The sequence below is a fragment of the Pseudomonas sp. D1-36 genome (assembly GCF_051132205.1).
In the GTDB taxonomy this organism is placed as follows: Bacteria; Pseudomonadota; Gammaproteobacteria; order Pseudomonadales; family Pseudomonadaceae; genus Aquipseudomonas.
On the sequence record NZ_CP071674.1, the window covers coordinates 1,423,017 to 1,443,655 of the forward strand.

Below are 20,639 nucleotides of genomic sequence, written 5' to 3' on the forward strand. Positions count from 1 at the left end.
AGCCAACCGGTTTGCGACTGCTGCGCAGCCGAGCGGGAGCAAGCTCCCTCGCCACGGGTTCACTGTTGTTCTGTAGGGGAGACCACCGCCCCTGGCACCAACGGCAATTCCAGCGTCGCAATGAATCCGCCCTCGGGATGGTTGGCCAGTCCCAGCGTGCCGCCATGGCGCTCGGCGGCGCGGCGGGCGATCGCCAGGCCCAGGCCGTGGCCAGCGGCGGTCTGGCCGGGGGCGCGGTAGAACGGTTCGCCCAACTGGCCCAGATGCTCCGCCTCCACGCCAGGCCCGTGATCGCGCACGCTGATAAGAATTCGTTCCCCCTGGCGCACCGCGCGCATTTCAACGGGCTGCCCGTTGGGACTGAAGCGCTGTGCATTGCGCAACAGGTTGTCCACGGCCCGCTCGATCATGGTCGGCCAGCCCTTGAGGGTCAGGCCCGGTTCCGTTTCCAACTGCACGATCTGCTCCGGTGAAGCCATCTGGGCGTCTTTTTGCAGGTTGATCAGCAGACCGTTGAGATCAACTTCTTCGGCGCTGGCGTTGTCGGCATCGACCCGCGCCAGAACCAGGATTTCACTGATCAGCGCTTCCAGGCGATCACATTCGCGGGTCAGGCGCGGCCAGAGTTTTTCGCGCTCTTCGGGGCTGGCCCGCTCCGCCAGCGCCAGGGCGATGCGCAGTCGGGCCAAGGGCGAGCGCAGTTCATGGGACACGTCGCGCAGCAATTGGCGCTGGCTGGCGATCAGGCTCTGCAGGCGCGCACCCATGCGGTTGAAATCGGTGGCCAACACGCCAAACTCGTCCCGTCGGTTGGCCAGCTTGGCGAGGCTGTTCTGCTGGTAGGTCGCTTGTCCCAGATCGTGCACCGCGCCGCGCAGCCGGCTCAACGGCCGGGTGATGGAAAGCGTCACCAGCAGGCTGAACAGGGTCAGCACCACCAGCGCAATCGCCAAGGCGCTGAGGGGCCAGAGCAGGCTGTCGCGATGCCAGGCGTCCAATTCGGGGTGGGGAATGCGATAGATGAACAGATAGGTGTCGCCGGTCTTGGCGCTGGTGAATTCGTCGGTCAGGCGCCGCCAGGGCAGGCGGCGTTCGTCGTTGTTCTGTCGCGCCTCGAAGGCAGCGGCCCGATGTGGGAACGTGCCGCGCACCACCGGGTCGCCGCTTTCGTTGAGCACCTGGACATCGACGTGATACTCGCGCTTGCGTTGTTTGAGGATGTCCTGGGCGGCATCTTCGCCCTGGCTTTCGTAAGTCTGCGTCCACTCTTCGGCCAGGGTGTTGAGGCCCGGATGGCGGCTGAGGATCCAGGCGTCCTGGTTCAACATATGGCCCAAGAGAATCGAAAGTCCCGCCACCAGAGCGATGGCCAACCAGAAGCTGGCCAGGACGCGCCAGAACAATGAACGCACGGAGTTATCCTCGAAAACAAAGAAAGCCCAACGGCGATGTGCCGTTGGGCTGATGGTGCTTCAGTGCATTATTGCGCTTTTTGCGGCTGTTGCGCTTTCCAGGCCTTGAATTCGGCCCACTCGGCCCGACGTTCGGCGCGTTTTTTCTGGAGCGCATCAAACGCCTTTTGCTGCTCGGGTTTCAACAGACCGCGGATCTGCGCATCGACTTTCTGATGCCGAGCGTCCATTTCATCTTTCATGGCTTTCTGGTCGGCTGGCGAGAGCTTGGCCAGGTATTTGTCCACCAGTTCCCGTTGCTCGTGGCGTTGCTCGCCCATGATCTGGCGGATCTGCTGGCGTTGTTCACGGCTCAGGTCCAGTTGGCTGTACGGGCCTTTATCGTGCATCTGGCCGCCGTGGCGCGGGCCATCCATCGGGCCCATCGGGCCTGGACCTTCGGGCATGGCCATGGCGACGGTCGGCAGGGCAGCGGCGAACAGCAGGGCGGTAAGGGTCTTGCGCATGGTGTCTCTCCTTGTCTCATTCCCGGTCAGTTCCGGATGTGTGCAGATTACGGAGATCAAGGTCAGCGGCGGTCAGGGGTGGGTAAAGCTTGGGTAAAGACGTTTTTGTGCAGACCTGACAAATCTCGGAGTCTGAACATAATCCCCGTGGCTAGGGAGCTTGCTCCCGCTGGGCCGGTCCGACGCTTCGGGCGAAGCGGCTCCAAAGATCTTGCGGTTGCTGCGCAACCGAGCGGGAGCAAGCTTCCTCGCCACAGGGTTAGCCATGTCTCTTGGTTCAAGCCGTGTTCAAAGGCTGTAGTAATACCCCCGGCTACGCAGGGCCACGATGCGCGGCCTGCCGTCGGGGTGGGGGCCGATTTTCTTGCGCAGGTTGCTTACGTGCATGTCGAGGCTGCGGTCGTACAGGGTCAGCTTGCGGCCCAGGGCGATCTGCGCCAGCTCCTGCTTGTCCAGGGGCTCGCCCGGCTGCTTGAGCAACGCTTCGAGCAGGCGGCTTTCAGATACGGTGAGGGTTTGTTCCTGTTCATCGATGTTGACCACCCCCCGCACAGGGCTGAAGGTCAGGTCACCCAGTTCGATCTGGCTGGAAACCGCCGCCGGATGGCTGCGACGCAACACGGCCCGCAGGCGGGCGGTCAGTTCCCGTGGGTCGCAGGGCTTGGCCAGGTAATCGTCAGCGCCCAGCTCCAGGCCAAGGATGCGGTCCAGCGGCTCGCCACGGGCCGAGAGCATCAGCACCGGCAGCTCCGGGTGATCGTTGCGCAGTTGCTTGAGCAGTTCCAGGCCGCTGCCGTCGGGCAGCATCACATCCAGCACCACCGCCGAGGGGGCGGTTTCGGCCAGGGCCTTGCGGGCGCTCAGGCCATCGTGGCAAGCACGGACCTGGAAACCTTCCTGGCCCAGCCAACTGCCAAGGAGCTCACACAGCTCCTGGTCATCATCTATCAGTAACAGCTCGCTCATGACTCACTCAATTTAGCCATTGCCGACGTTGTCTACGTCCACCGCTGGCAAAGATACCGCAGAGCAGGGCCAATAGCGCTACCCCGGCGCCAATGACGAACCATTGCTGTTGGTCAGTCAGCAGGCGTGGCAGGGGGTTGGCCTGGGCTTCCTTGAGTTGCAGCCTCAGGCGCTGGTTTTCCTGACGCAGCCGTCCCACCAGCGCGGTTTCGCGCTCGCCGTTGGCGTTCTGCAGTTGTTGAGTCAGTTCTTCACGCATGCGCTCGCTGTCTTTCAAGCGTTGCTGCAGTTCGGTGATATGGCCACCCGCGCTCAAGGACAAGGGCGCCGAATGAGCGGCCTCCATGCTTTCCTCGCCGTGGGCGGGCGCCCCGATCGCTAACGTGACCAACAACAGGCACAACGGACCTTTGCGCATTGCAACTCCTGAATTCCAATCGAGATTAGGCTGATTAGACAGGTTGTCGGCAGGCCGACGAGAACAATGAGCAAATGAGCAAATGAGCAAATGAGCAAATGAGCGCAATGAGCCAGGACGGCTCATCGCGCCCGGAGGGTTACGGCAGGACTTGCTTGAACGGCTTGACCATGACATTGGCATAGACGCCGGCCGTCACGAACGGGTCGGCCTCGGCCCAGGCTTGCGCGGCGGCCAGCGAGTCGAACTCCGCCACGATCAGGCTGCCAGTGAAACCGGCGGCGCCTGGGTCGTTGCTGTCCACCGCAGGGTGCGGCCCGGCCAGCACGACGCGACCTTCGGCCTTGAGCTTTTGCAGGCGCTCCAGGTGCTCGGGGCGGGCGGCCAGGCGTTTTTCCAGGGAATCGGCAACATCGGTAGCAATGATTGCGTAGAGCATGTCAGTCCTCGGTTTTTGGCGTGGTGGGGTCGGCATCGTGCAGATGGCGGGACAGGTAGATCCCCTGGCCGATCAGGAACAGCAACGTCATGCCCAGGCTGCCGAAGACCTTGAAGTCGACCCAGTACGCCTGGAACGTGAACGCAACGAACAGATTGGCGGCGCCGCAGAACAGGAAGAATGCGATCCAGGCGATGTTCAAGCGGGTCCAGATCACTTCTGGCAGGTTGATGGCGTGCCCCATGATGCGCTTGATCAACAGGCGATCACCGATGAAGTGACTGCCGATGAAGGCCAGGGCAAACAGCCAGTTGACCACCGGGGCTTTCCATTTAAGGAAGGTCTCACTGTGAAAGGCCAAGGTCAGGCTGCCGAATACAAGGCAGGCAATCAGGGTCAGCCACTGGCTTTTCTCCAGCTTGCGCTGGGAGATGAACAGCGCGCCGTAGACCACCAGGGAGCTGATGATCAACACCGCGGTGGCGCTGTAGATACCACCTACAGTCAAGGAGTGACCGGCAATGTCGACGGTTCGAGGATCAAGCTTGTAGACGATGAAAAACAGCAGGAGCGGGATGAAATCGATGAATTGTTTCACAGTGGCAGCCAGGAGCAGGATGTGGCGGCATAATAACAAACATCCTTGGCCGCGATAGGGCCAGCTGATTTGAGGTAACAAAGTCTCGTGAATGTTGATTTGCACTGCCATAGCACGGCCTCCGATGGCGCCCTGGCGCCTGCGGTTCTGGTGGCGCGGGCGTACGAGCACGGCGTGCGAGTCCTGGCCCTGACCGACCACGATACCCTGGAAGGCCTCGATGAGGCGCGTAGCGCCGCGACCGCCTTGGGCATGCAGTTGGTCAACGGGGTCGAATTGTCCTGTACCTGGGGCGGAGCGACCATCCACGTGCTGGGCTACGGTTTTGATGTCAACGCACCGTCCCTGGTCCAGGCCATTGTCGAGCTGCGCGACGGTCGTTGGCTGCGTTCCGAAGAAATCAGCCGCAAGCTCGCCCTCAAGGGCATGCCCGGTGCGCTGGAAGGCGCCCGGCAGATCCAGCAAGAGCTGGGCGATAGCGGCAACGCGCCGGCCCGGCCACATTTTGCCGACTGGATGGTGCGCGAAGGTTTCGTCAAGGACCGCGCCGAAGCCTTTCGCAAATGGCTGGGGGCCGGCAAGCTGGGGGACGTCAAGCAGCATTGGCCGACGCTCGAGGAAACGGTCGGGACGCTGCGGGCCGCCGGAGCCTGGATCAGCCTGGCGCATCCCTGGCACTACGATTTCACCCGCAGCAAACGCCGGCGCCTGATAGCCGACTATATTCAAGCAGGGGGCCATGCCATCGAAGTGGTCAATGGCCATCAGCCGGCCGAACAGGTCGGCAGCCTGGCGATCCTCGCCCGGGAGTTTGGACTGCTGGTGAGCGCCGGCAGCGATTTCCATGGCCCGGGGGGCTGGTCCGAGATTGGCGAATACCGCCCCTTGCCGGAAGATCTGCCACCACTATGGTGTAGATTCAAACATGATCCCGTTATCGCTGACGTCTGAACAGGTAGAACACGTGAGTCAATTTTTCCAGATTCATCCGGAAAACCCGCAAGCGCGCCTGATCAAACAGGCGGTGGAAATCATCCGTAGCGGTGGCGTAGTGGTTTATCCCACCGACTCGTCCTACGCCATTGGTTGCCAGATCGGCGATAAAAACGCCGTCGAGCGGGTAAGACGCCTGCGTCAGTTGGATGACAAGCACAACTTCGCGCTCATCTGCAGCGATCTTTCACAGTTGGGGTTGTTCGCCAAGATCGATACCGGCACCTTCCGCTTGCTCAAGGCCCATTTACCGGGACCGTACACCTTCATTCTCAATGCCACGCGGGAAGTCCCGCGGCTGCTGCTGCACCCGAAAAAGCGCACCATCGGCCTTCGGGTGCCAAGCCATCCCATTGCCCTGGCGCTGTTGGCGGAGCTGGGTGAGCCCTTGATGAGCGTGACACTGATCATGCCCGGCGAGACCGATCCGTTGACCGACCCCTACGAGATTCGCCAGTTGCTCGAACACCAGGTCGACCTGATCATCGACGGCGGTTCCGGTGGCATGAAAGCGTCCACCGTGATCAATCTGGCTGACGGCGAGCCGCAAGTGGTGCGCGTCGGTTGCGGTGATCCGACGCCGTTCATGGTCGAGGCCTGAATGTCGGTGGTGGAAACGGTTGTCGACAGCGTAGACAGCCAGGCCGGCGCGCAGCAGGAGTTGCCGTTCGCCATGGTCTACGGCCAGGCGGTCATGGAAATGCCGTTGGACCTGTACATTCCGCCGGATGCGCTGGAGGTTTTCCTTGAAGCCTTCGAAGGCCCGCTCGACCTGCTGCTGTACCTGATCCGCAAACAGAACATCAATATCCTCGACATTCCCGTGGCGGAAATCACCCGCCAGTACATGGGTTACGTCGAGTTGATGCAATCGGTGCGTCTGGAGCTGGCGGCGGAATACCTGGTGATGGCGGCGATGCTGGCCGAGATCAAGTCACGCATGCTGCTGCCGCGCTCGGCCGAGGTCGAAGAGGAAGAAGACGATCCCCGGGCCGAGCTGATCCGCCGCTTGCAGGAATACGAACGCTTCAAGGCGGCCGCCGAAGGCATCGACGGCTTGAGCCGGGTGGGGCGCGATGTGGTGGTGCCCAAGCTCGATGCCCCCGAGGCGCGGGCGCGCAAGTTGTTGCCCGACGTCAGCCTCGAAGAGTTGTTGATGTCCATGGCCGAGGTTCTGCGCCGGGGCGATATGTTTGAAAGTCACCAGGTCAGCCGCGAGGCGCTGTCCACCCGCGAGCGCATGAGCGATGTGCTGGAGCGGCTCAAGGGCGGCGGTTTTGTGCCCTTCGTCGAGCTGTTCACCGCCGAAGAGGGGCGGCTGGGCGTGGTGGTAACGTTTATGGCAGTCCTGGAATTGGTCAAGGAATCCTTGGTCGAGCTGGTGCAGAATGAGCCGTTCGCAGCGATCCATGTGCGAGCCCGAGCCGAATAACGAGCAAATCAATGAACCTGACTGAACCCCGCGAGCTGGCGCCGTTGCTTGAAGCTTTCCTGTTGGCCTCTGGAAAGCCGCAATCGATGGAGCGGCTGTTCGAACTCTTCGAAGAAGGCGAGCGGCCCGAGCCCGCCGTGTTCAAAAAAGCCCTGACGCTGTTGGGCAAATCCTGCGAGGGTCGGGCTTTCGAGCTTAAGGAGGTGGCGTCCGGGTACCGCCTGCAAATCCGTGAGAAATTTGCCCCGTGGGTAGGGCGCCTGTGGGAAGAGCGGCCTCAGCGTTATTCCCGGGCGCTGCTAGAAACCATGGCGCTGATCGCCTATCGCCAACCGATCACGCGCGGCGAGATCGAGGACGTGCGCGGCGTGGCGGTCAACAGCAACATCGTCAAGACGTTGCTGGAGCGCGAGTGGATCCGCGTCGTCGGCTATCGCGACGTGCCGGGCAAGCCGGCAATGTTCGCCACCACCAAGGCTTTTCTCGATCATTTCAACTTGAAGAACCTCGACGACTTGCCGCCGCTGGCCGAATTGCGTGAGCTGGAACCCGAGCCGATGCTGGAATTCGACGATGCTCCAGTGCCCCAGGGCCTGCAGGAATTGGCCGATGCCAGTGCCGAGCCGGAGGAACCGAAGGAAGAGACCAGTTTCCATTCGTTGCTCCTGGAACTGGACAGCATGGAGGAGGGCCTTAAGACCGACTTCGACGACCTGCTGCGTGAAGGTCCGGCCCCTGAGGAGGAGACGGATGAACCGACGCCGCTGTTGAGTGAAACCGAGCACGCGCCGCAGCCAGAGCCCCAAGGGGACATTCTCGGCGTTGCCGAGGCCCGGGAAAAACTGCTGGCCGCCGTCGCCGCCCTTGCGCCGCCGGAACCCGAACTGAGCGAGGAGGAGGCCGAAGCCCGCGCCCTGGCTGAAGCGATCGAAAACGAACGGCGTCAGTTTGAGGATTGAATCTATCGACTGACACACCGCTGTCCCCTTGTGGGAGCGATGAAACTCCACCAACCTGCGCACCACCGATCAGCGGAAAAAACGCTACGTGCATTCAGATCAGCTAGTCTCTGATGCGCAATCACCTCAACGAGCGTATGATTCGCGACCCTTTGGCGATCCCTTCGCCGAACGACCTGTTTTCAAGTGCCAGGCCAAGCCTGGCTCGACCACACCGGGAGGTGCCCAGAAATGAACGACCAAGACCAGAACGACAGCCAGGAAATCGGCCCAGCAGGCGAAAAGCTGCAGAAGGTCCTTGCCCGCATCGGCGTCGGTTCGCGCCGTGACGTGGAAGCGTGGATCACCCAGGGCCGCATCAAGGTCAATGGCAAAGACGCCACCTTGGGCCTGCGCGTCGACATGCACGACGCCATCACCATCGATGGCAAGGTGATCAAGCGTGAAGAGGCCGCCGAAACGGTGCGCCGCGTGATCATGTACAACAAACCCGACGGCGAAATCTGCACCCGTGACGACCCGGAAGGCCGTCCGACCGTGTTCGACAAGATGCCGCGCCCCAAAGAAGGCCGCTGGATCAACATCGGCCGCCTGGACATCAACACCACCGGTTTGCTGATGTTCACTACTGACGGTGAGCTGGCGAACCGTCTGATGCACCCTTCCTACGAAATGGACCGCGAATACGCCGTGCGTGTGCGTGGCGAAGTCGACGACGAGATGATCGAGCGCCTCAAGGCCGGCGTCGTGCTGGAAGACGGTCCCGCGCGTTTCACCGACATCAAGCAGGCGCCGGGCGGTGAAGGTTTCAACCATTGGTACCACTGCGTGGTGATGGAAGGTCGCAACCGTGAGGTGCGGCGGCTGTGGGAATCCCAGGGACTGGTGGTCAGCCGCCTGAAGCGCGTGCGTTTCGGCCCGGTGTTCCTCAACTCCGACCTGCCGATGGGTCGCTGGCGTGAAATGACCCAACAGGAAGTCGACATCCTGGCGGCCGAAGTGGGGCTCAAGCCTGTGGCGATGCCGCAGATGACCGCCAAGAGCAAGGATAAGCTGGAGCGGATGCAGCGCAAATCCTCGCGTCCGATGGGCAAGACCGAGCGCGTGCGTACGCTGCGCCCGGCGGCCGACGGCGTAGCGACCGGCCCGCGTCCTTCCCGCGAGCCGCAGATCGAAGGCGAGCGCCCGGCGCGCAAGCCAGCACCTCGCCAGGACGGCGAGCGTGGTCCTCGCGCACCGCGTCCGGCCAACGGTCGTACCGAGCGTGGCGAAGGCCGCGCCCCGGCTGGCCGTGGTACGCCCGTCGCGGATCGCCCGGCCGACACCAAGCGTCCGGCCAAGCCTGCGCCGAAAAAGCGTCCGGGCATCATCCTGGCCGATCGCGATGCACCGTCGGGCAAGCGTCGTGGTGCGCCGGCGGGTTCGGGACAGCGTCCGGGGTTTGGGCGTCGTAAGCCGGAGTAAAACAGCTGCGGGCTTCTGGCTTTTAGCTGCAAGGAAAAACGCCAACCGTTGGGTTGGCGTTTTTTTGCCTGGCTTTTAGTGATGTGATGCCTTTGAGTCAGCCTTCGCGAGCAGGCTCGCTCCCACAAGGACCGCGTCGAGCACAGCCCCATGGTTCACTGATGATCAACTGTGGGAGCAAGCTTGCTCGCGATGGCGCCAGCAGCCCCCACGATCAATTTCAGCCTAAAGCACAAACCGCCCGTCGAACATCGGCTCGTTATCCAGCGCCAGCACACCGCCTTCGAAAATCAGATCCAGATGATGGCTGCCCTTGGCCCCGCCACCGAGGCCCAGGTGCAAGCCGCAATGGCGCTCCTCGAAACCGGCATTGCGGGCATACAGGCTCTTGACCCCTTCGTTGGTGCCGATCCCCAGTTCCTCGATGCGCCGGTTGGAAGGATTGGCGTCCAGGTACCGGTTGAAATCGTGTTCCAGGCCTGGGACATCGGTGGCGATTTTCTGGATCGTGGAATCTTCGATCCACAGCTCCAATGGCGATTGCAGCACGCCGTATTTGCGGGCGAATGGGATCGTGCTGAGGAAGGTCCCGACGAACTTCACACGGCCATTGATGGTGTCGCTGTGGGTGGCGATTTCACCAGGCGCAAGGTCGTAGTTGCCGACGCCGTTGATGTCCGTCCACTTCTTGACACTGTTCAGTGGGGTGTCGAAATACGATCCGTGGTGGTCCTCGAAGCTCAACGTGGTGGCCTGGGACATGCGGCGGATCAGGTGGCTGTTGAGCCCGGCGATGCGCTGGGGAATAACGCTGAAGGTGTCATGGAAGTACTCGCCGTAGTCCTTGAACAGCAGCGATTTCTTCCAGTTGTCCGCCATCACTCCCTGCAATGCGCGGACGAAGTCCGGGCCATCGGGGCGCGGGTTGGGAAGGGTGGATGAGTCGTAGAAGAAAATGTACAGATCGCTGTCGGCAATGGCTTGGGACAGCCGCTCGGTGGTTTCAAGATCCAGGCGCATGGTGCTGAACCGGAACGGCGAGGCGCCGGCCTGTTCGGAGATGCTGGCGACCAGCGCTTCGTAGTCTGCGGTGTGGCCGAGCAAGACCTTGGCGGACTGGATACCGGCCAGGGCGGGATGATGTTCGAGGTAGTAAAGGAAATGTGAGATGGCTCGTTGTGTGTCCATGCTTATTCTTCCCTGACGATTGATTTGGCGTCCTGACAGCAAGTGGCGGAGCCGACCGGCCGGATCAGCTCCGCCGGGTATCGCTTACAGAGGCCACATCGCCGTGCCGAACGGAACGACGGCATCGGCTTGCATCATTTCAACGGCGGCTTCATGGGTCGGTGCCTCGAACCATTCGTCCAGTTGCAGTTCGGTTTCCAAGTCTTTGTCCAGTGCTTGCATAGTGAATCTCCTAGATGACTTTTGCGGAAAACGCGGGCCGATCCGGCGAGCCATGCCCGGCGGAATCGGCACCGCAAAAACTCGCCGGCAAGATGCCTTGGCAAGTGGCTGAAAACCTAGTCGACGGTTTTTTGGAATGCAAAAAATTATTTTATTTTTTTCGTTTGAACTTTTTGTTCCATTTTCTGCGACCCGGTTTACCCCTTTCAAAACAGCCGACTGGCATTCCTTTTTGGTTAGGCAGCTATCTACCGTCAATTTGCAGTCAGCTTCCGAAAACCTCCCGAACGGAAAGTTTGCGTTACGGCTTGTAAAGAAATGCTTACGGAGATTGCCCGTCTCGCTGGCAATGCCCGGCGCTTCTCCCAGCTGTAAGAAAAAACTTCCGCGCCGGCTTGGCGTTCTTATTTCGAAAGGCGCCGGGCCGCTTGTTTCACGGGCGCTTCAAGGGTGAGATGCGTCCCATGCCTGTCGTGCAGGCGAATAACAACAAGGAGGCGCAATGAACGCCGTAGCTCCGTTTCCATTCTTCTGTGGTGACGCTTTTTGCATCGCTCACATCAACGGCTCGCAAGAGCCCGGACATCTTTTCGCAGCCGCCCGACACGTTCGAGGCGGCCCCGTGCGATCCCGGCAAACGACACGCTGATCCGGTGATGTCTGGCAGCAGGGGGTCAGCGGTGTACAATGCGCCGCGTTTTACTGTGACCCTTCGCGTACCCACGCATTTTCAAGGTTATCCGCCTTGTTCATTCCGCCACGCCACAAGCGTGTCGGGTTCGATTTCGTCACAGATAAAAACAAACAGGTGACGCATGACCGTTGTAAAAACGCTGAATTCCTGGTGCCTGCGCTGGGGTTTGATCGGCGCTGCTTGAGATCCGATTCGAGCGGCAACGTCTAACGAACATCATCAAACCTTGCGTGAGACCCTTTTCATGAGTGGACAAAACTCGCATTCGGGCGAGCTGAAACGCGGCCTGAAAAATCGCCACATTCAACTGATCGCCCTTGGTGGCGCGATCGGCACCGGCTTGTTCCTCGGCTCGGCGGGGGTGCTGAAATCAGCCGGCCCGTCGATGATCCTCGGTTATGCCATTTGCGGCTTCATCGCCTTCATGATCATGCGCCAGTTGGGCGAAATGATCGTCGAAGAGCCGGTGGCCGGCTCCTTCAGCCATTTCGCCCACAAGTACTGGGGCGGTTTCGCCGGGTTCCTGTCGGGTTGGAATTGCTGGATTCTGTATATCCTGGTGGGCATGTCCGAGCTGACCGCGGTCGGCAAGTACATCCATTATTGGGCCCCCGATATCCCGACCTGGGCGTCGGCGGCGGCGTTTTTCATCCTGATCAATGCGATCAACCTGGCCAACGTCAAGGTCTTCGGCGAGGCCGAGTTCTGGTTCGCGATCATCAAGGTCGTGGCGATTGTCGGCATGATTGCCCTGGGTAGCTATCTGCTGGTGAGCGGTGACGGCGGCCCGCAAGCGTCGGTGACCAACCTCTGGTCCCACGGAGGGTTCTTCCCCAATGGCGTGAGCGGGCTGGTCATGGCGATGGCGATCATCATGTTCTCCTTCGGCGGCCTGGAGATGCTCGGGTTCACCGCGGCTGAAGCCGACAAGCCGAGAACCGTGATCCCCAAGGCCATCAACCAGGTGATCTACAGGATCCTGATCTTCTACATCGGTGCCTTGGTGGTGCTGTTGTCCCTGACGCCATGGGACAGCCTGCTGACCACGCTCAACGCCTCGGGCGACGCCTACAGCGGCAGCCCGTTCGTGCAGGTGTTCTCGATGCTGGGCAGCGACACCGCGGCGCACATCCTCAACTTCGTGGTGCTGACCGCTGCACTGTCGGTGTACAACAGCGGCACCTACTGCAACAGCCGCATGTTGCTGGGCATGGCCGAGCAGGGCGATGCGCCCAAGGCGCTGGCGAAAATCGACAAGCGGGGCGTGCCGGTGCGTTCGATCCTGGCTTCGGCGGCGATCACGCTGGTGGCGGTTCTGCTGAACTACCTGATCCCGCAGCATGCGCTGGAGTTGTTGATGTCGTTGGTGGTCGCCACGCTGGTGATCAACTGGGCAATGATCAGCTACTCGCACTTCAAGTTCCGTCAGCACATGAACCAGACTGGCCAGGCGCCTTTGTTCAAGGCGTTGTGGTATCCGTATGGCAACTACGTCTGCCTGGCTTTCGTGGTGTTCATCCTCGGCGTGATGTTGCTTATCCCCGGCATTCAGATCTCGGTCTACGCGATTCCGGTGTGGGTGGTGTTCATGTGGGTGTGCTATGTGATCAAGAACAAGCGCGAGGCTCGGCATGAGCTCGCTGTGGCGGCTGCCGCCAAGTAAGCACTGCTGAAAGAAGACAAACCCGGCCGAGTGCCGGGTTTGTTGTATCTGGCAGGGATCAGGTGTTGCCTTGGGAATTCGCGGTATCCTGTGGGCCCTGACACCGGACACTTTCCATGCTTGTCATCTCCAATACCGTGCACATCCCGGACGCCGAGATCGAGCTGACGGCCATTCGCGCCCAGGGCGCCGGTGGGCAGAACGTCAACAAGGTTTCCAGCGCCGTGCACCTGCGGTTCGATATTCCGGCCTCGTCGTTGCCCGAGTTCTACAAGGAACGGCTGCTGGCCCTGCGCGACAGTCGCATTACCAGCGACGGGGTGTTGATCATCAAGGCCCAGCAGTACCGCACGCAGGAACAGAACCGGGCGGACGCACTGGAGCGCCTTGTCGAACTGATCCTCAGCGCTACCAAGATCGAAAAGAAACGCCGTCCGACCAAACCGACCCTGGGCTCGAAAAAGCGTCGCCTCGAATCCAAGACCAAACGCGGCTCGATCAAGGCCGGACGCGGCAAGGTGGATTTCTAGTTCTTCTCCCGCTCTTCGCGGTAGCGAGGGGCCTGCCGGTACAGGTAGACGCTCAGGCCCAGCCCACCCAGGGCCGCCAGCGCAGCGAACAGGAAAATCGAGGCAAAGCCGAAACCGGCGGCGATTGCCCCGGCCAGTGGTCCGGTGATGCCCAGCGACAAATCGATGAACAGCGAATAAGCCCCCACCGCGGCTCCACGGCTGGAGGCCGGCACCAAGTTGACCGCTTCCACGCCCAACGCCGGGAACACCAGGGAAAAGCCGAAACCGCTCAACGCCGCGCCTGCCAGGGCCCACTGCGCATCCGGCGCCAGCCACAACAGCAACAAGCCCAGGGTTTCCACCGACAGGCAGGCGATCGCGACCCTGAACCCGCCGAGGCGGTTGATCAAATTGCCGAACAGCAGGCGCGCACCAATGAAGCAGGCACCGAACAGGCTCAGGCACAGCACCGCGTTGTCCCAATGCTGCGTGGCGTAATACAGGGTAATGAAGGTGGCGATGGTGCCGAAACCGATGGAGCCCAGGGCCAGGCCGCAGCCGTGGGGTAATACTCGCCCCAGCACATGCATGAACGGAAGGCGTTCGCCGACGACGATGGGGGCCGCGGTTTTTGGCCAGGCCAACGCCAGCCCGAGCACGGCCAGCAGGAGGATGCTGACGCCCATGCTCCAAAGCCCCAGGGATTTCACCAGCCAAACCCCCAACGGCGCGCCGATCGCCAGCGCGCCGTAGCTGGCGATGCCGTTCCACGAGATGACCTTGGCGGTATTCGCCGCGCCGACCCGGCCGATGCCCCAGCCAATCGAGCCCGAGCCCACCAGGCTTTCCGCGCTGCCCAGCACCAGGCGACCGATCAACAGGCTGGTCAGGCTCAGGACCGGCATGCCGGCGGTCCAGGCAGAAACCAGCATGAACACGCCGCTCAAACCACACCCGGCCAGGCCGAACATGACCGCGCGCTTGCTGCCGAGGTTGTCGATGATGCGTCCCGCATAAGGACGGCTGAGCAGAGTAGCCAAATACTGGACGCTGATCACCAGTCCGGCGATCACCGCGCCGAATCCCAGCTCACCGTGGACGAATCCGGGCAACACGGCCAAGGGAATGCCGATGTTCAGATAGCCGATGAAGGTAAACAGGACAATGGAAACGACTTGCAGCGTGACCGCCATGGGGCGCTGGGAATCTGGCATGGGGGAAGGTCCACGGGGCAGCAGGATAGATAGGCTGCTTATGATAACGGCGACCGACAGGATGGAGCGTGGAAAAGTAAAACTATTTGCCGGACGGAGATTCAGGTGTGGTCTTGCCAGCGACCAGGTGCGTGGTGACCAGTGCGGCCAAGGCATTTTCCTGCGTGCCGAACCGCGCCAGCAGGGCGGCCTGTTTCTCGGGAGAGAGGCGGGTCCAGATCTCGACCATTTTTTCGGCTGTGCCGATCAACACGCTGGCCTGGGCCGGGCTGAAGGAGGAAGTTTCGTCGGTCATGGTGGGGCTCGGATTCAGGCGGTGTGGAAAGCGCATCTTAGCGCTTTCCACACAGTCTGGTGGTGCGGGTGGATCAGTCTTCGCTGTCGGCCTGACGGCGTTCAGTGGCTTGCTGCGGCTCGGTTTGCTGGGAGGCGGGTTGCCCTCCGGCTTGTAGCGGGGTCGTCTGCTCAGGTTCGTGCAGGCTAGGGAAGGGGAGATTAGGAATCTCGTGCATATCGCGCTCCTCGCAAAGTCTGTTGGATAGATCTGGTAGATCCGCGCTTTTAAAAAGCCTGGGCAGGATACCCCAGTAGAAATGACAAAAAGACTTTTAAATTCAGATGGAGCGACCGATGGGCTTGTCTGGACAGGTCATGTCCAGCCAGCGAAAGCAAGCTTGCTACCGGTGGTCGGCGAGGCTCAAGAACAAGGCATTCAAGCCGATCTCGTCTAGGAATTCTGCACATGCAGTTGCGAGAGCAGCCCCAGGACATGGACGTCCTTTTATTCGAAGAGATCGATTCCATGTTTGTACAAAAATCCCTGAGAGCCCAGATTCTGGCTCTCCTGAGCGGCAGCCTGCTGGCGATGCTGTTGATCGCCCTGGCGTCCTTTCACTTTCTTTCCGATGGCATCCACAATTATCGAAACCTCATCGATGGCCCTTTGCGCGCCTCGCAGTTGATCGACGAGGCCAACCTGCAATTCAAGGTGCAGGTCCAGGAGTGGAAAAACGTTCTGTTGCGCGGCAAGCAGCCGGCAGAGTTGGAAAAATACTGGAAGGAGTTCGACGATCGCCAGCGCGATGTCCAGAACCTTTTGGGTGAGTTGATCAAGCATGACGGTGTTCCGGCACCGATCAGGACACGCATCGAACGTCTGCAAAGCGAGCACGCACAACTGGGCGCCGCCTATCAAAAAGGCCGTGATGCGTTTGTCGCCTCTGGCGCAGACGCCGCGGCGGGGGATGCGGCGGTCAAGGGCTTCGACCGTGCCGCCAGTGACCAGATGAGCGAGTTGGTGGTGGAGCTGCATAAATTGGGCAATGAGCAATCGGCGCTGATCAGTGCCGGTGCTGATCGCACGATCCTGCTGGGCACCGTGATCATGCTGGTCTCGGCTTTGCTGGTCGGCATGCTGAGTCTCTGGCTGGTCAACCGCAACCTGGTGCAGCCAATCCGTAACCTCATCGAATACGTGACTCAACTGAGCCGTGGGCGTTTCGCCGAGCGTGTATCGAGCACGCGTCAAGATGAACTGGGCGACCTGGCCCTCGCGGCAAATACGCTGCGTGACTTCCTCGCTGAAACCTTCAACCGCCTGCAACGCAGCGCCACGGAGCTGGACAGCGCCAGCGGCGAGCTCAACGCCATCGCCAGCCTGATGAGCCAGGGCACCAGCGAGCAATTCGAACGCACCGATCAAGTGGCGACCGCGATGAATGAAATGTCCGCTACCGCCCAGGAAGTCGCCCGCCATGCCGCCGACGCGGCGCGGGCGGCCGATGATGCCGATCACTCGGCACAGTTGGGCGAGAAGGTCATGCACGGCACCATCCACACCATCACCCAGATGCGCGGCGAGATTGCGAACACCGCCACGGTGATCCGTCGCCTGGAAACCGACAGCGGGCGCATCGGCAAGGTGCTGGAAGTGATTCGCGGGATCGCCGAACAGACCAACCTGCTGGCCCTCAACGCCGCCATCGAAGCGGCCCGGGCCGGTGAAGCCGGGCGCGGTTTTGCGGTGGTGGCCGATGAGGTGCGCAGCCTGGCCCAGCGTACGGCGGCGTCCATCATCGAGATCAACCAGATCATCCAGACGGTACAAACCGGTGCGGTGGACGCGGCCCAGGCCATTGAAAGCGGGCAGTCGCGCAGCGAGGAAAGTGTCGAGCAAGTGACCCAGGCCGGCGAAATGCTCGAACGCATTACCCAGGCCGTCGAAGCGATTCGCGACATGAACCGCCAGATTGCCACGGCGGCCGAAGAGCAGACCTCCGTGGCTGAGGACATCTCGCGCAACCTGACTGAAATCACCTGTATCGCCAGCACCAACCTGGATAACGTCCAGCGTACCGAAGCGGCCAGTCGGGATTTGCAAGGGTTGTCGGGCCAACTGAACGAAGTGACGGCGCGGCTGAGTGCCTGATGGCATTGATCTGTTTTGAATAGGGCTTGGTAACACCCGTGGCGAGGGAGCTTGCTCCCGCTGGGCTGCGCAGCTGCCCCAAAGCCATTCAGCGCGGTGCGACAGCTTTTACGACTGCTGCGCAGCCGAGCGGGAGCAAGCTCCCTCGCCACAAGGTTCCATGCAAACTTGAAGTGAACCAGTTCAATAATCGCGCCGCTTGCGAAACGCCCAGCGGCCGGCGAACAGTGTGAAGGTGGCGACCAGCGCCACCAGGATCCAGAAACCCTCGGGATCGCTCGCCAGCGGCACGCCACCGACATTCATGCCGAAGAAACCGGCGATGATGTTGATCGGCAGTGCCAGCACCGTGACCACCGTCAGGGTGAACAGTGTGCGGTTGCTTTGTTCGTTGAGGTTGGCGGCGATTTCTTCCTGCAACAGCTTGATCCGCTCGCCCAACGCGGTGAGGTCGTTGATGATCAGGGCGAACTCCTCGGTGGATTTGCGCAGCTCCTTGACGTCTTCTTTCTGCAACCATTGCGGCGGGCGATTGAGCAGTCGCAGCAACGACCCCGGTTCCAGCGCCAACAGGCGTTGCAGGCGCACCAGCACCCGGCGTTGGCTGCCCAGTTCGGCGCGGTTGGTCGAGACCCGCGAAGACAGCAACTGGTCCTCGATCTGGTCGACGCTGAGGCTGGTCTTGCGCACGATCTGGGTCAGTACCTCGCCCTGGTCGCGCAGCAAATGCACGAGCAATTCCAGTGGCGAGCGAAAGCTTTCCCCGGCCTTGACCGATGAGCGCAGCTTGTCGACCGAGTGCAAGGGCTGCAACCGTGCGCTGACGATCAGCCGACTGCTCACGCAAACCCATAACGTGGACACATCCGAAGACACCATGTTGCTGAGGTTGAATACGACGTCGTTCACCACCGCGAGCAAGGCCGAATCCACGTGCTCGATGCGGGTCGAGCGCGAGCCTTCGTGCAAGGCTTCGAAGAACTCTTGGGGCAAGGCCAGGTGATTTTTCATCCAGCGCTCGCACGCGGCGTGGGCGAGGTTCAAGTGCAACCAGAGGAATTCATCAGGATCCTGGGGTTGCTGCAGGCTTTGCAGGGCCTGGGCCGAACCGATCTCTCGCCCGCGCTCGCCGGGGCGGAAGCTGAATCCGTAGAGCAGGCCGAACAGATCCGGGTCGCGATGGCTTTGGTCGATGCTGTGGTTCATTGAGGCTCGCTGGCGGGGAGTGCCTGTCGCGGCGACAGGTTCACTTGAGCGGCATCATTGCAGGGATTTTTGAAGGTTTTGTGACGGTTGGGCTGTGGCGTCCCGGCCTGGCACAGCTTTACATACGTACGTGAAAAAGCCGCGCAACTTGAAAGTTGGGCGGCTCATTTCGCGACTGATTAATTATCTTGCTTGTTGCTCAGAACTTTACCAGTGGTGGCGTCAAAGTCTACATCCCATTCTTGACCTTTGGCGTCGCGCAGTTCCACTTCATATTCGTAGCCGTTGAAGTGATTATCCAAATCGGTATCGGTGATGGTCGCGCCCGGGTGCAACTTCAGGGCTTCGGCATTCATCGATTCCAGGGATTTGATCTTGCCTTCCTTTACCAATTGAGGAATCTGGTCGACGCGAACATCAGCCTGGGCAAGGCCAGCGGTGAGGGTCAGGGCAGCAGCGGTGAACAGGGCAGTCAAAGTTTTCATGTTGTATTTCCTTGGTGTCGTCAAAGGGTGAGTCGTTTAAGTGGGTTCAGATTATCTCTGGCAACTTAATTCATCCTTAATTCGAAAAACTTTGTTAAATGCCCTGATCCAGCACTCGCTCAGTAACCGTTCTTCTTCAGTAGTTGCGCCACGGTTCCTGTTTCGGGACGCTTGAAGTACTTGAGCAACTCACTGGCCCGATTGGTGAAAATGCCATCCACGCCGGCATCCATCACTTTCTTGAAGTCCACCGGCTCATCCACGGTGTAGACATGTACCAGCAAACCCTGGTCGTGGGTGTACTGGTTCATCCACGGTTTCACCAGGTCCGCATAGCTCTGGCTCCCGCCATGGGTCAACGCCGCCGAAGGGCCGGTGCCGATGGCGCCGTGGGTCTTGGCGTACTGGACCCATTGCTCGAACTCGCCCTTGTCCTTGGGCTCTTGCTTGGCGTAGTACACGGCTTTGTCGGTTTCACCGGACTCGGCGAACGTCACTTTGGATTTAGGCTCGATGTTGCCTTCGCCCACCCACAGCAGCAGGATTTTCGGAACCTTCGGCATTTCCTTGTGCAGCAGTTCCAGGCTGCTTTTCTCGAAGGTCTGCAAGACCACTTTGCCTTTGCCCTGGCCCACGCCGAGGGCGCGCTTGGCCAGCTTGGAGCCGGATGGGCTCAGCCAGCCTCGGTCCTGCAATTTATCCTTCAGGTCGCGCTCGATGCCGGGAAACAGCTTGGGCTCCTTGGTCTCGATGTACAGCCCTGGCTTTTGCTGAGGGTTGCCCTCGGCGATGTTGATGACTTCGTCCAGCGTAAGGATTTTCAAGCCAACGAAGGAAGGCCGCGCACGGTCCGGGTAGGCCGCGTTGAACCAGCTGCCGGCGTCCAGCGTCTTGAGTTCGGCCATGGTGAAGGCGTTGGCGGTGCTGTCCTTGCGTTCTGGAAACTTGGTCGCGACATCGGTAGTGCGCAGCAGGCTGTCGTCGTGCAAGACGAACAGAACGCCGTCCTTGCTGCGTTGCAGGTCGAGCTCAAGGTAGTCGGCACCCAGGTCGCGGGCCAACTTGTAGGCGGCGGCGGTGGATTCCGGTGCGTCGAACGATGCGCCGCGATGGGCGATGACCGCTGGATGTGGAATGCCCTGACGGTTCGCCAGGGCTTTGGGTTGCGGCGCCTCGGCGGCATGTGTCGGACCGAGTCCGAGCAACAGGCTCAACATCAGGGCGCTACGAGTAAAGGTGAGGGGCATGCTCGAGATCCTTTCGCAGGTTTCTGTAAACCTCTCTTTTAACAACTGAACGCTGCGGACGCTATCGCCATACCGACATTGATCTGCGTAAAGCAGATTTTTCCCACGCCACTAGCTCACAATAGCGGTCGATCAGCCAGCATCATGTGACTGACACACCGCTATCGCGAGCAGGCTCGCTCCCACAAGGAATTGGTGCTGACCAATGACTGCGTGCACCCCGGGGAATAGTGTGGGAGCGAGCTTGCTCGCGATAGCGGTGGACCAGCTAGCATCATCGTGACCCGGCACGCCGCCATCGCGAGCAAGCTCGCTCCCACTAGGAATTGGTACTGACCAATGACTGCGTGCACCCCGGGGAATAGTGTGGGAGCGAGCCTGCTCGCGATAGCGGTGGACCAGCCAGCATCATCGTGACCCGGTCCACCGCCATCGCGAGCAGACTCGCTCCCACAAGGAATTGGTGCTCAACAACGAAGGTGTGACCACCGGGGAATAGTGTGGGAGCGAGCTTGCTCGCGATAGCGGTGGATCAGCCAGCATCATCGTGACTGACACACCGCCATCGCAAGCTCGCCCACACTGGTTTTGAG

At 60.8% G+C, this 20,639-nt stretch carries 23 protein-coding genes and 1 pseudogene; 10 read left to right on the forward strand and 14 right to left on the reverse strand.

The window, feature by feature from the left end; all coding sequences use genetic code 11:
- Positions 1-59: 59 nt before the first annotated feature.
- From J3P76_RS06330 to J3P76_RS06355, 6 genes are all read right to left on the reverse strand, one after another.
- Positions 60-1,412 carry a sensor histidine kinase gene (locus tag J3P76_RS06330; RefSeq protein ID WP_434560271.1) on the reverse strand — a complete coding sequence of 451 codons (1,353 nt, stop codon included), beginning with the start codon at positions 1,410-1,412 and terminating at the stop codon, positions 60-62.
- A gap of 68 nt (positions 1,413-1,480) precedes the next feature.
- Positions 1,481-1,918 (reverse strand): Spy/CpxP family protein refolding chaperone, encoded by a 438-nt coding sequence (locus J3P76_RS06335; protein WP_420765195.1) that lies wholly within the window; start codon positions 1,916-1,918, stop codon positions 1,481-1,483.
- A gap of 288 nt (positions 1,919-2,206) precedes the next feature.
- Positions 2,207-2,884: a response regulator transcription factor gene (locus J3P76_RS06340; protein ID WP_434560269.1), complete on the reverse strand. Its 678-nt coding sequence runs from the start codon at positions 2,882-2,884 to the stop codon at positions 2,207-2,209.
- Between the two features lie 7 nt (positions 2,885-2,891).
- On the reverse strand, positions 2,892-3,302 hold the full coding sequence (locus J3P76_RS06345) for a translation initiation factor 2 (protein WP_434607382.1): 411 nt from the start codon (positions 3,300-3,302) through the stop codon (positions 2,892-2,894).
- A 139-nt stretch (positions 3,303-3,441) separates the two neighbouring features.
- On the reverse strand, positions 3,442-3,741 hold the full coding sequence (locus J3P76_RS06350; protein ID WP_420765192.1) for a YciI family protein: 300 nt from the start codon (positions 3,739-3,741) through the stop codon (positions 3,442-3,444).
- 1 nt (position 3,742) lies between these two features.
- Positions 3,743-4,339, reverse strand: coding sequence for a septation protein A (locus tag J3P76_RS06355; protein WP_420765191.1), 597 nt, complete (start codon positions 4,337-4,339; stop codon positions 3,743-3,745).
- An 87-nt stretch (positions 4,340-4,426) separates the two neighbouring features.
- Between J3P76_RS06355 and J3P76_RS06360 the strand changes: the two genes are divergently transcribed.
- The 5 genes from J3P76_RS06360 (at position 4,427) to rluB (ending at position 9,187) form a co-directional block, all read left to right on the forward strand.
- Positions 4,427-5,290, forward strand: a complete 864-nt coding sequence (locus J3P76_RS06360; RefSeq protein ID WP_434607379.1) for a PHP domain-containing protein — start codon at positions 4,427-4,429, stop codon at positions 5,288-5,290.
- A 13-nt stretch (positions 5,291-5,303) separates the two neighbouring features.
- Positions 5,304-5,933: an L-threonylcarbamoyladenylate synthase gene (locus tag J3P76_RS06365; RefSeq protein ID WP_039591791.1), complete on the forward strand. Its 630-nt coding sequence runs from the start codon at positions 5,304-5,306 to the stop codon at positions 5,931-5,933.
- A 132-nt stretch (positions 5,934-6,065) separates the two neighbouring features.
- A complete protein-coding gene (locus J3P76_RS06370; RefSeq protein ID WP_186706403.1) occupies positions 6,066-6,764 on the forward strand; it encodes a segregation and condensation protein A in 699 nt (232 codons plus the stop codon).
- A gap of 11 nt (positions 6,765-6,775) precedes the next feature.
- Positions 6,776-7,723, forward strand: a complete 948-nt coding sequence (gene scpB / locus J3P76_RS06375; RefSeq protein WP_420765189.1) for an SMC-Scp complex subunit ScpB — start codon at positions 6,776-6,778, stop codon at positions 7,721-7,723.
- A 231-nt stretch (positions 7,724-7,954) separates the two neighbouring features.
- A complete protein-coding gene (gene rluB, locus J3P76_RS06380) occupies positions 7,955-9,187 on the forward strand; it encodes a 23S rRNA pseudouridine(2605) synthase RluB (protein WP_420765188.1) in 1,233 nt (410 codons plus the stop codon).
- Positions 9,188-9,412: 225 nt separating this feature from the next.
- Here the strand turns inward: rluB and J3P76_RS06385 are convergent, their stop codons facing one another.
- A complete protein-coding gene (locus J3P76_RS06385) occupies positions 9,413-10,375 on the reverse strand; it encodes a leucyl aminopeptidase (protein WP_434607375.1) in 963 nt (320 codons plus the stop codon).
- Between the two features lie 84 nt (positions 10,376-10,459).
- Positions 10,460-10,597 (reverse strand): hypothetical protein, encoded by a 138-nt coding sequence (locus tag J3P76_RS06390; protein ID WP_003178782.1) that lies wholly within the window; start codon positions 10,595-10,597, stop codon positions 10,460-10,462.
- 14 nt (positions 10,598-10,611) lie between these two features.
- On the opposite strand from J3P76_RS06390, the gene J3P76_RS06395 reads away from it, so the two are divergent.
- From J3P76_RS06395 to arfB, 3 genes are all read left to right on the forward strand, one after another.
- Complete coding sequence (locus J3P76_RS06395; protein ID WP_434607373.1) at positions 10,612-10,911, forward strand: hypothetical protein; 300 nt, start codon at positions 10,612-10,614, stop codon at positions 10,909-10,911.
- A 624-nt stretch (positions 10,912-11,535) separates the two neighbouring features.
- A complete protein-coding gene (locus J3P76_RS06400; protein WP_420765185.1) occupies positions 11,536-12,954 on the forward strand; it encodes an amino acid permease in 1,419 nt (472 codons plus the stop codon).
- 116 nt (positions 12,955-13,070) lie between these two features.
- On the forward strand, positions 13,071-13,484 hold the full coding sequence (gene arfB / locus J3P76_RS06405) for an alternative ribosome rescue aminoacyl-tRNA hydrolase ArfB (RefSeq protein ID WP_420765184.1): 414 nt from the start codon (positions 13,071-13,073) through the stop codon (positions 13,482-13,484).
- Here the strand turns inward: arfB and J3P76_RS06410 are convergent.
- From J3P76_RS06410 to J3P76_RS06420, 3 genes are all read right to left on the reverse strand, one after another.
- The gene (locus tag J3P76_RS06410) at positions 13,481-14,680 is read right to left on the reverse strand and encodes an MFS transporter (RefSeq protein WP_434560261.1); all 1,200 of its coding nucleotides are present in this window, start codon (positions 14,678-14,680) and stop codon (positions 13,481-13,483) included. The two genes, arfB and J3P76_RS06410, sit on opposite strands and share 4 nt — an antisense overlap.
- 82 nt (positions 14,681-14,762) lie before the next feature.
- Positions 14,763-15,011 (reverse strand): hypothetical protein, encoded by a 249-nt coding sequence (locus J3P76_RS06415; RefSeq protein ID WP_434560259.1) that lies wholly within the window; start codon positions 15,009-15,011, stop codon positions 14,763-14,765.
- Between the two features lie 37 nt (positions 15,012-15,048).
- Positions 15,049-15,192, reverse strand: coding sequence for a hypothetical protein (locus J3P76_RS06420; protein ID WP_420765181.1), 144 nt, complete (start codon positions 15,190-15,192; stop codon positions 15,049-15,051).
- A gap of 899 nt (positions 15,193-16,091) precedes the next feature.
- On the opposite strand from J3P76_RS06420, the pseudogene J3P76_RS06425 reads away from it, so the two are divergent.
- Positions 16,092-16,175 (forward strand): annotated as a pseudogene (locus J3P76_RS06425) (hypothetical protein); the annotation flags it as partial.
- A 228-nt stretch (positions 16,176-16,403) separates the two neighbouring features.
- Entirely contained in the window at positions 16,404-17,108 is a 705-nt protein-coding gene (locus J3P76_RS06430; protein ID WP_434635632.1) for a methyl-accepting chemotaxis protein, read from the forward strand.
- 183 nt (positions 17,109-17,291) lie between these two features.
- Here the strand turns inward: J3P76_RS06430 and J3P76_RS06435 are convergent, their stop codons facing one another.
- The 3 genes from J3P76_RS06435 to J3P76_RS06445 form a co-directional block, all read right to left on the reverse strand.
- Positions 17,292-18,314, reverse strand: a complete 1,023-nt coding sequence (locus J3P76_RS06435; RefSeq protein ID WP_420765180.1) for a transporter — start codon at positions 18,312-18,314, stop codon at positions 17,292-17,294.
- Between the two features lie 179 nt (positions 18,315-18,493).
- Entirely contained in the window at positions 18,494-18,799 is a 306-nt protein-coding gene (locus J3P76_RS06440) for a PepSY domain-containing protein (RefSeq protein ID WP_420765179.1), read from the reverse strand.
- A gap of 119 nt (positions 18,800-18,918) precedes the next feature.
- Positions 18,919-20,046 carry a glycerophosphodiester phosphodiesterase gene (locus tag J3P76_RS06445; RefSeq protein WP_434607370.1) on the reverse strand — a complete coding sequence of 376 codons (1,128 nt, stop codon included), beginning with the start codon at positions 20,044-20,046 and terminating at the stop codon, positions 18,919-18,921.
- Positions 20,047-20,639: the final 593 nt, after the last annotated feature.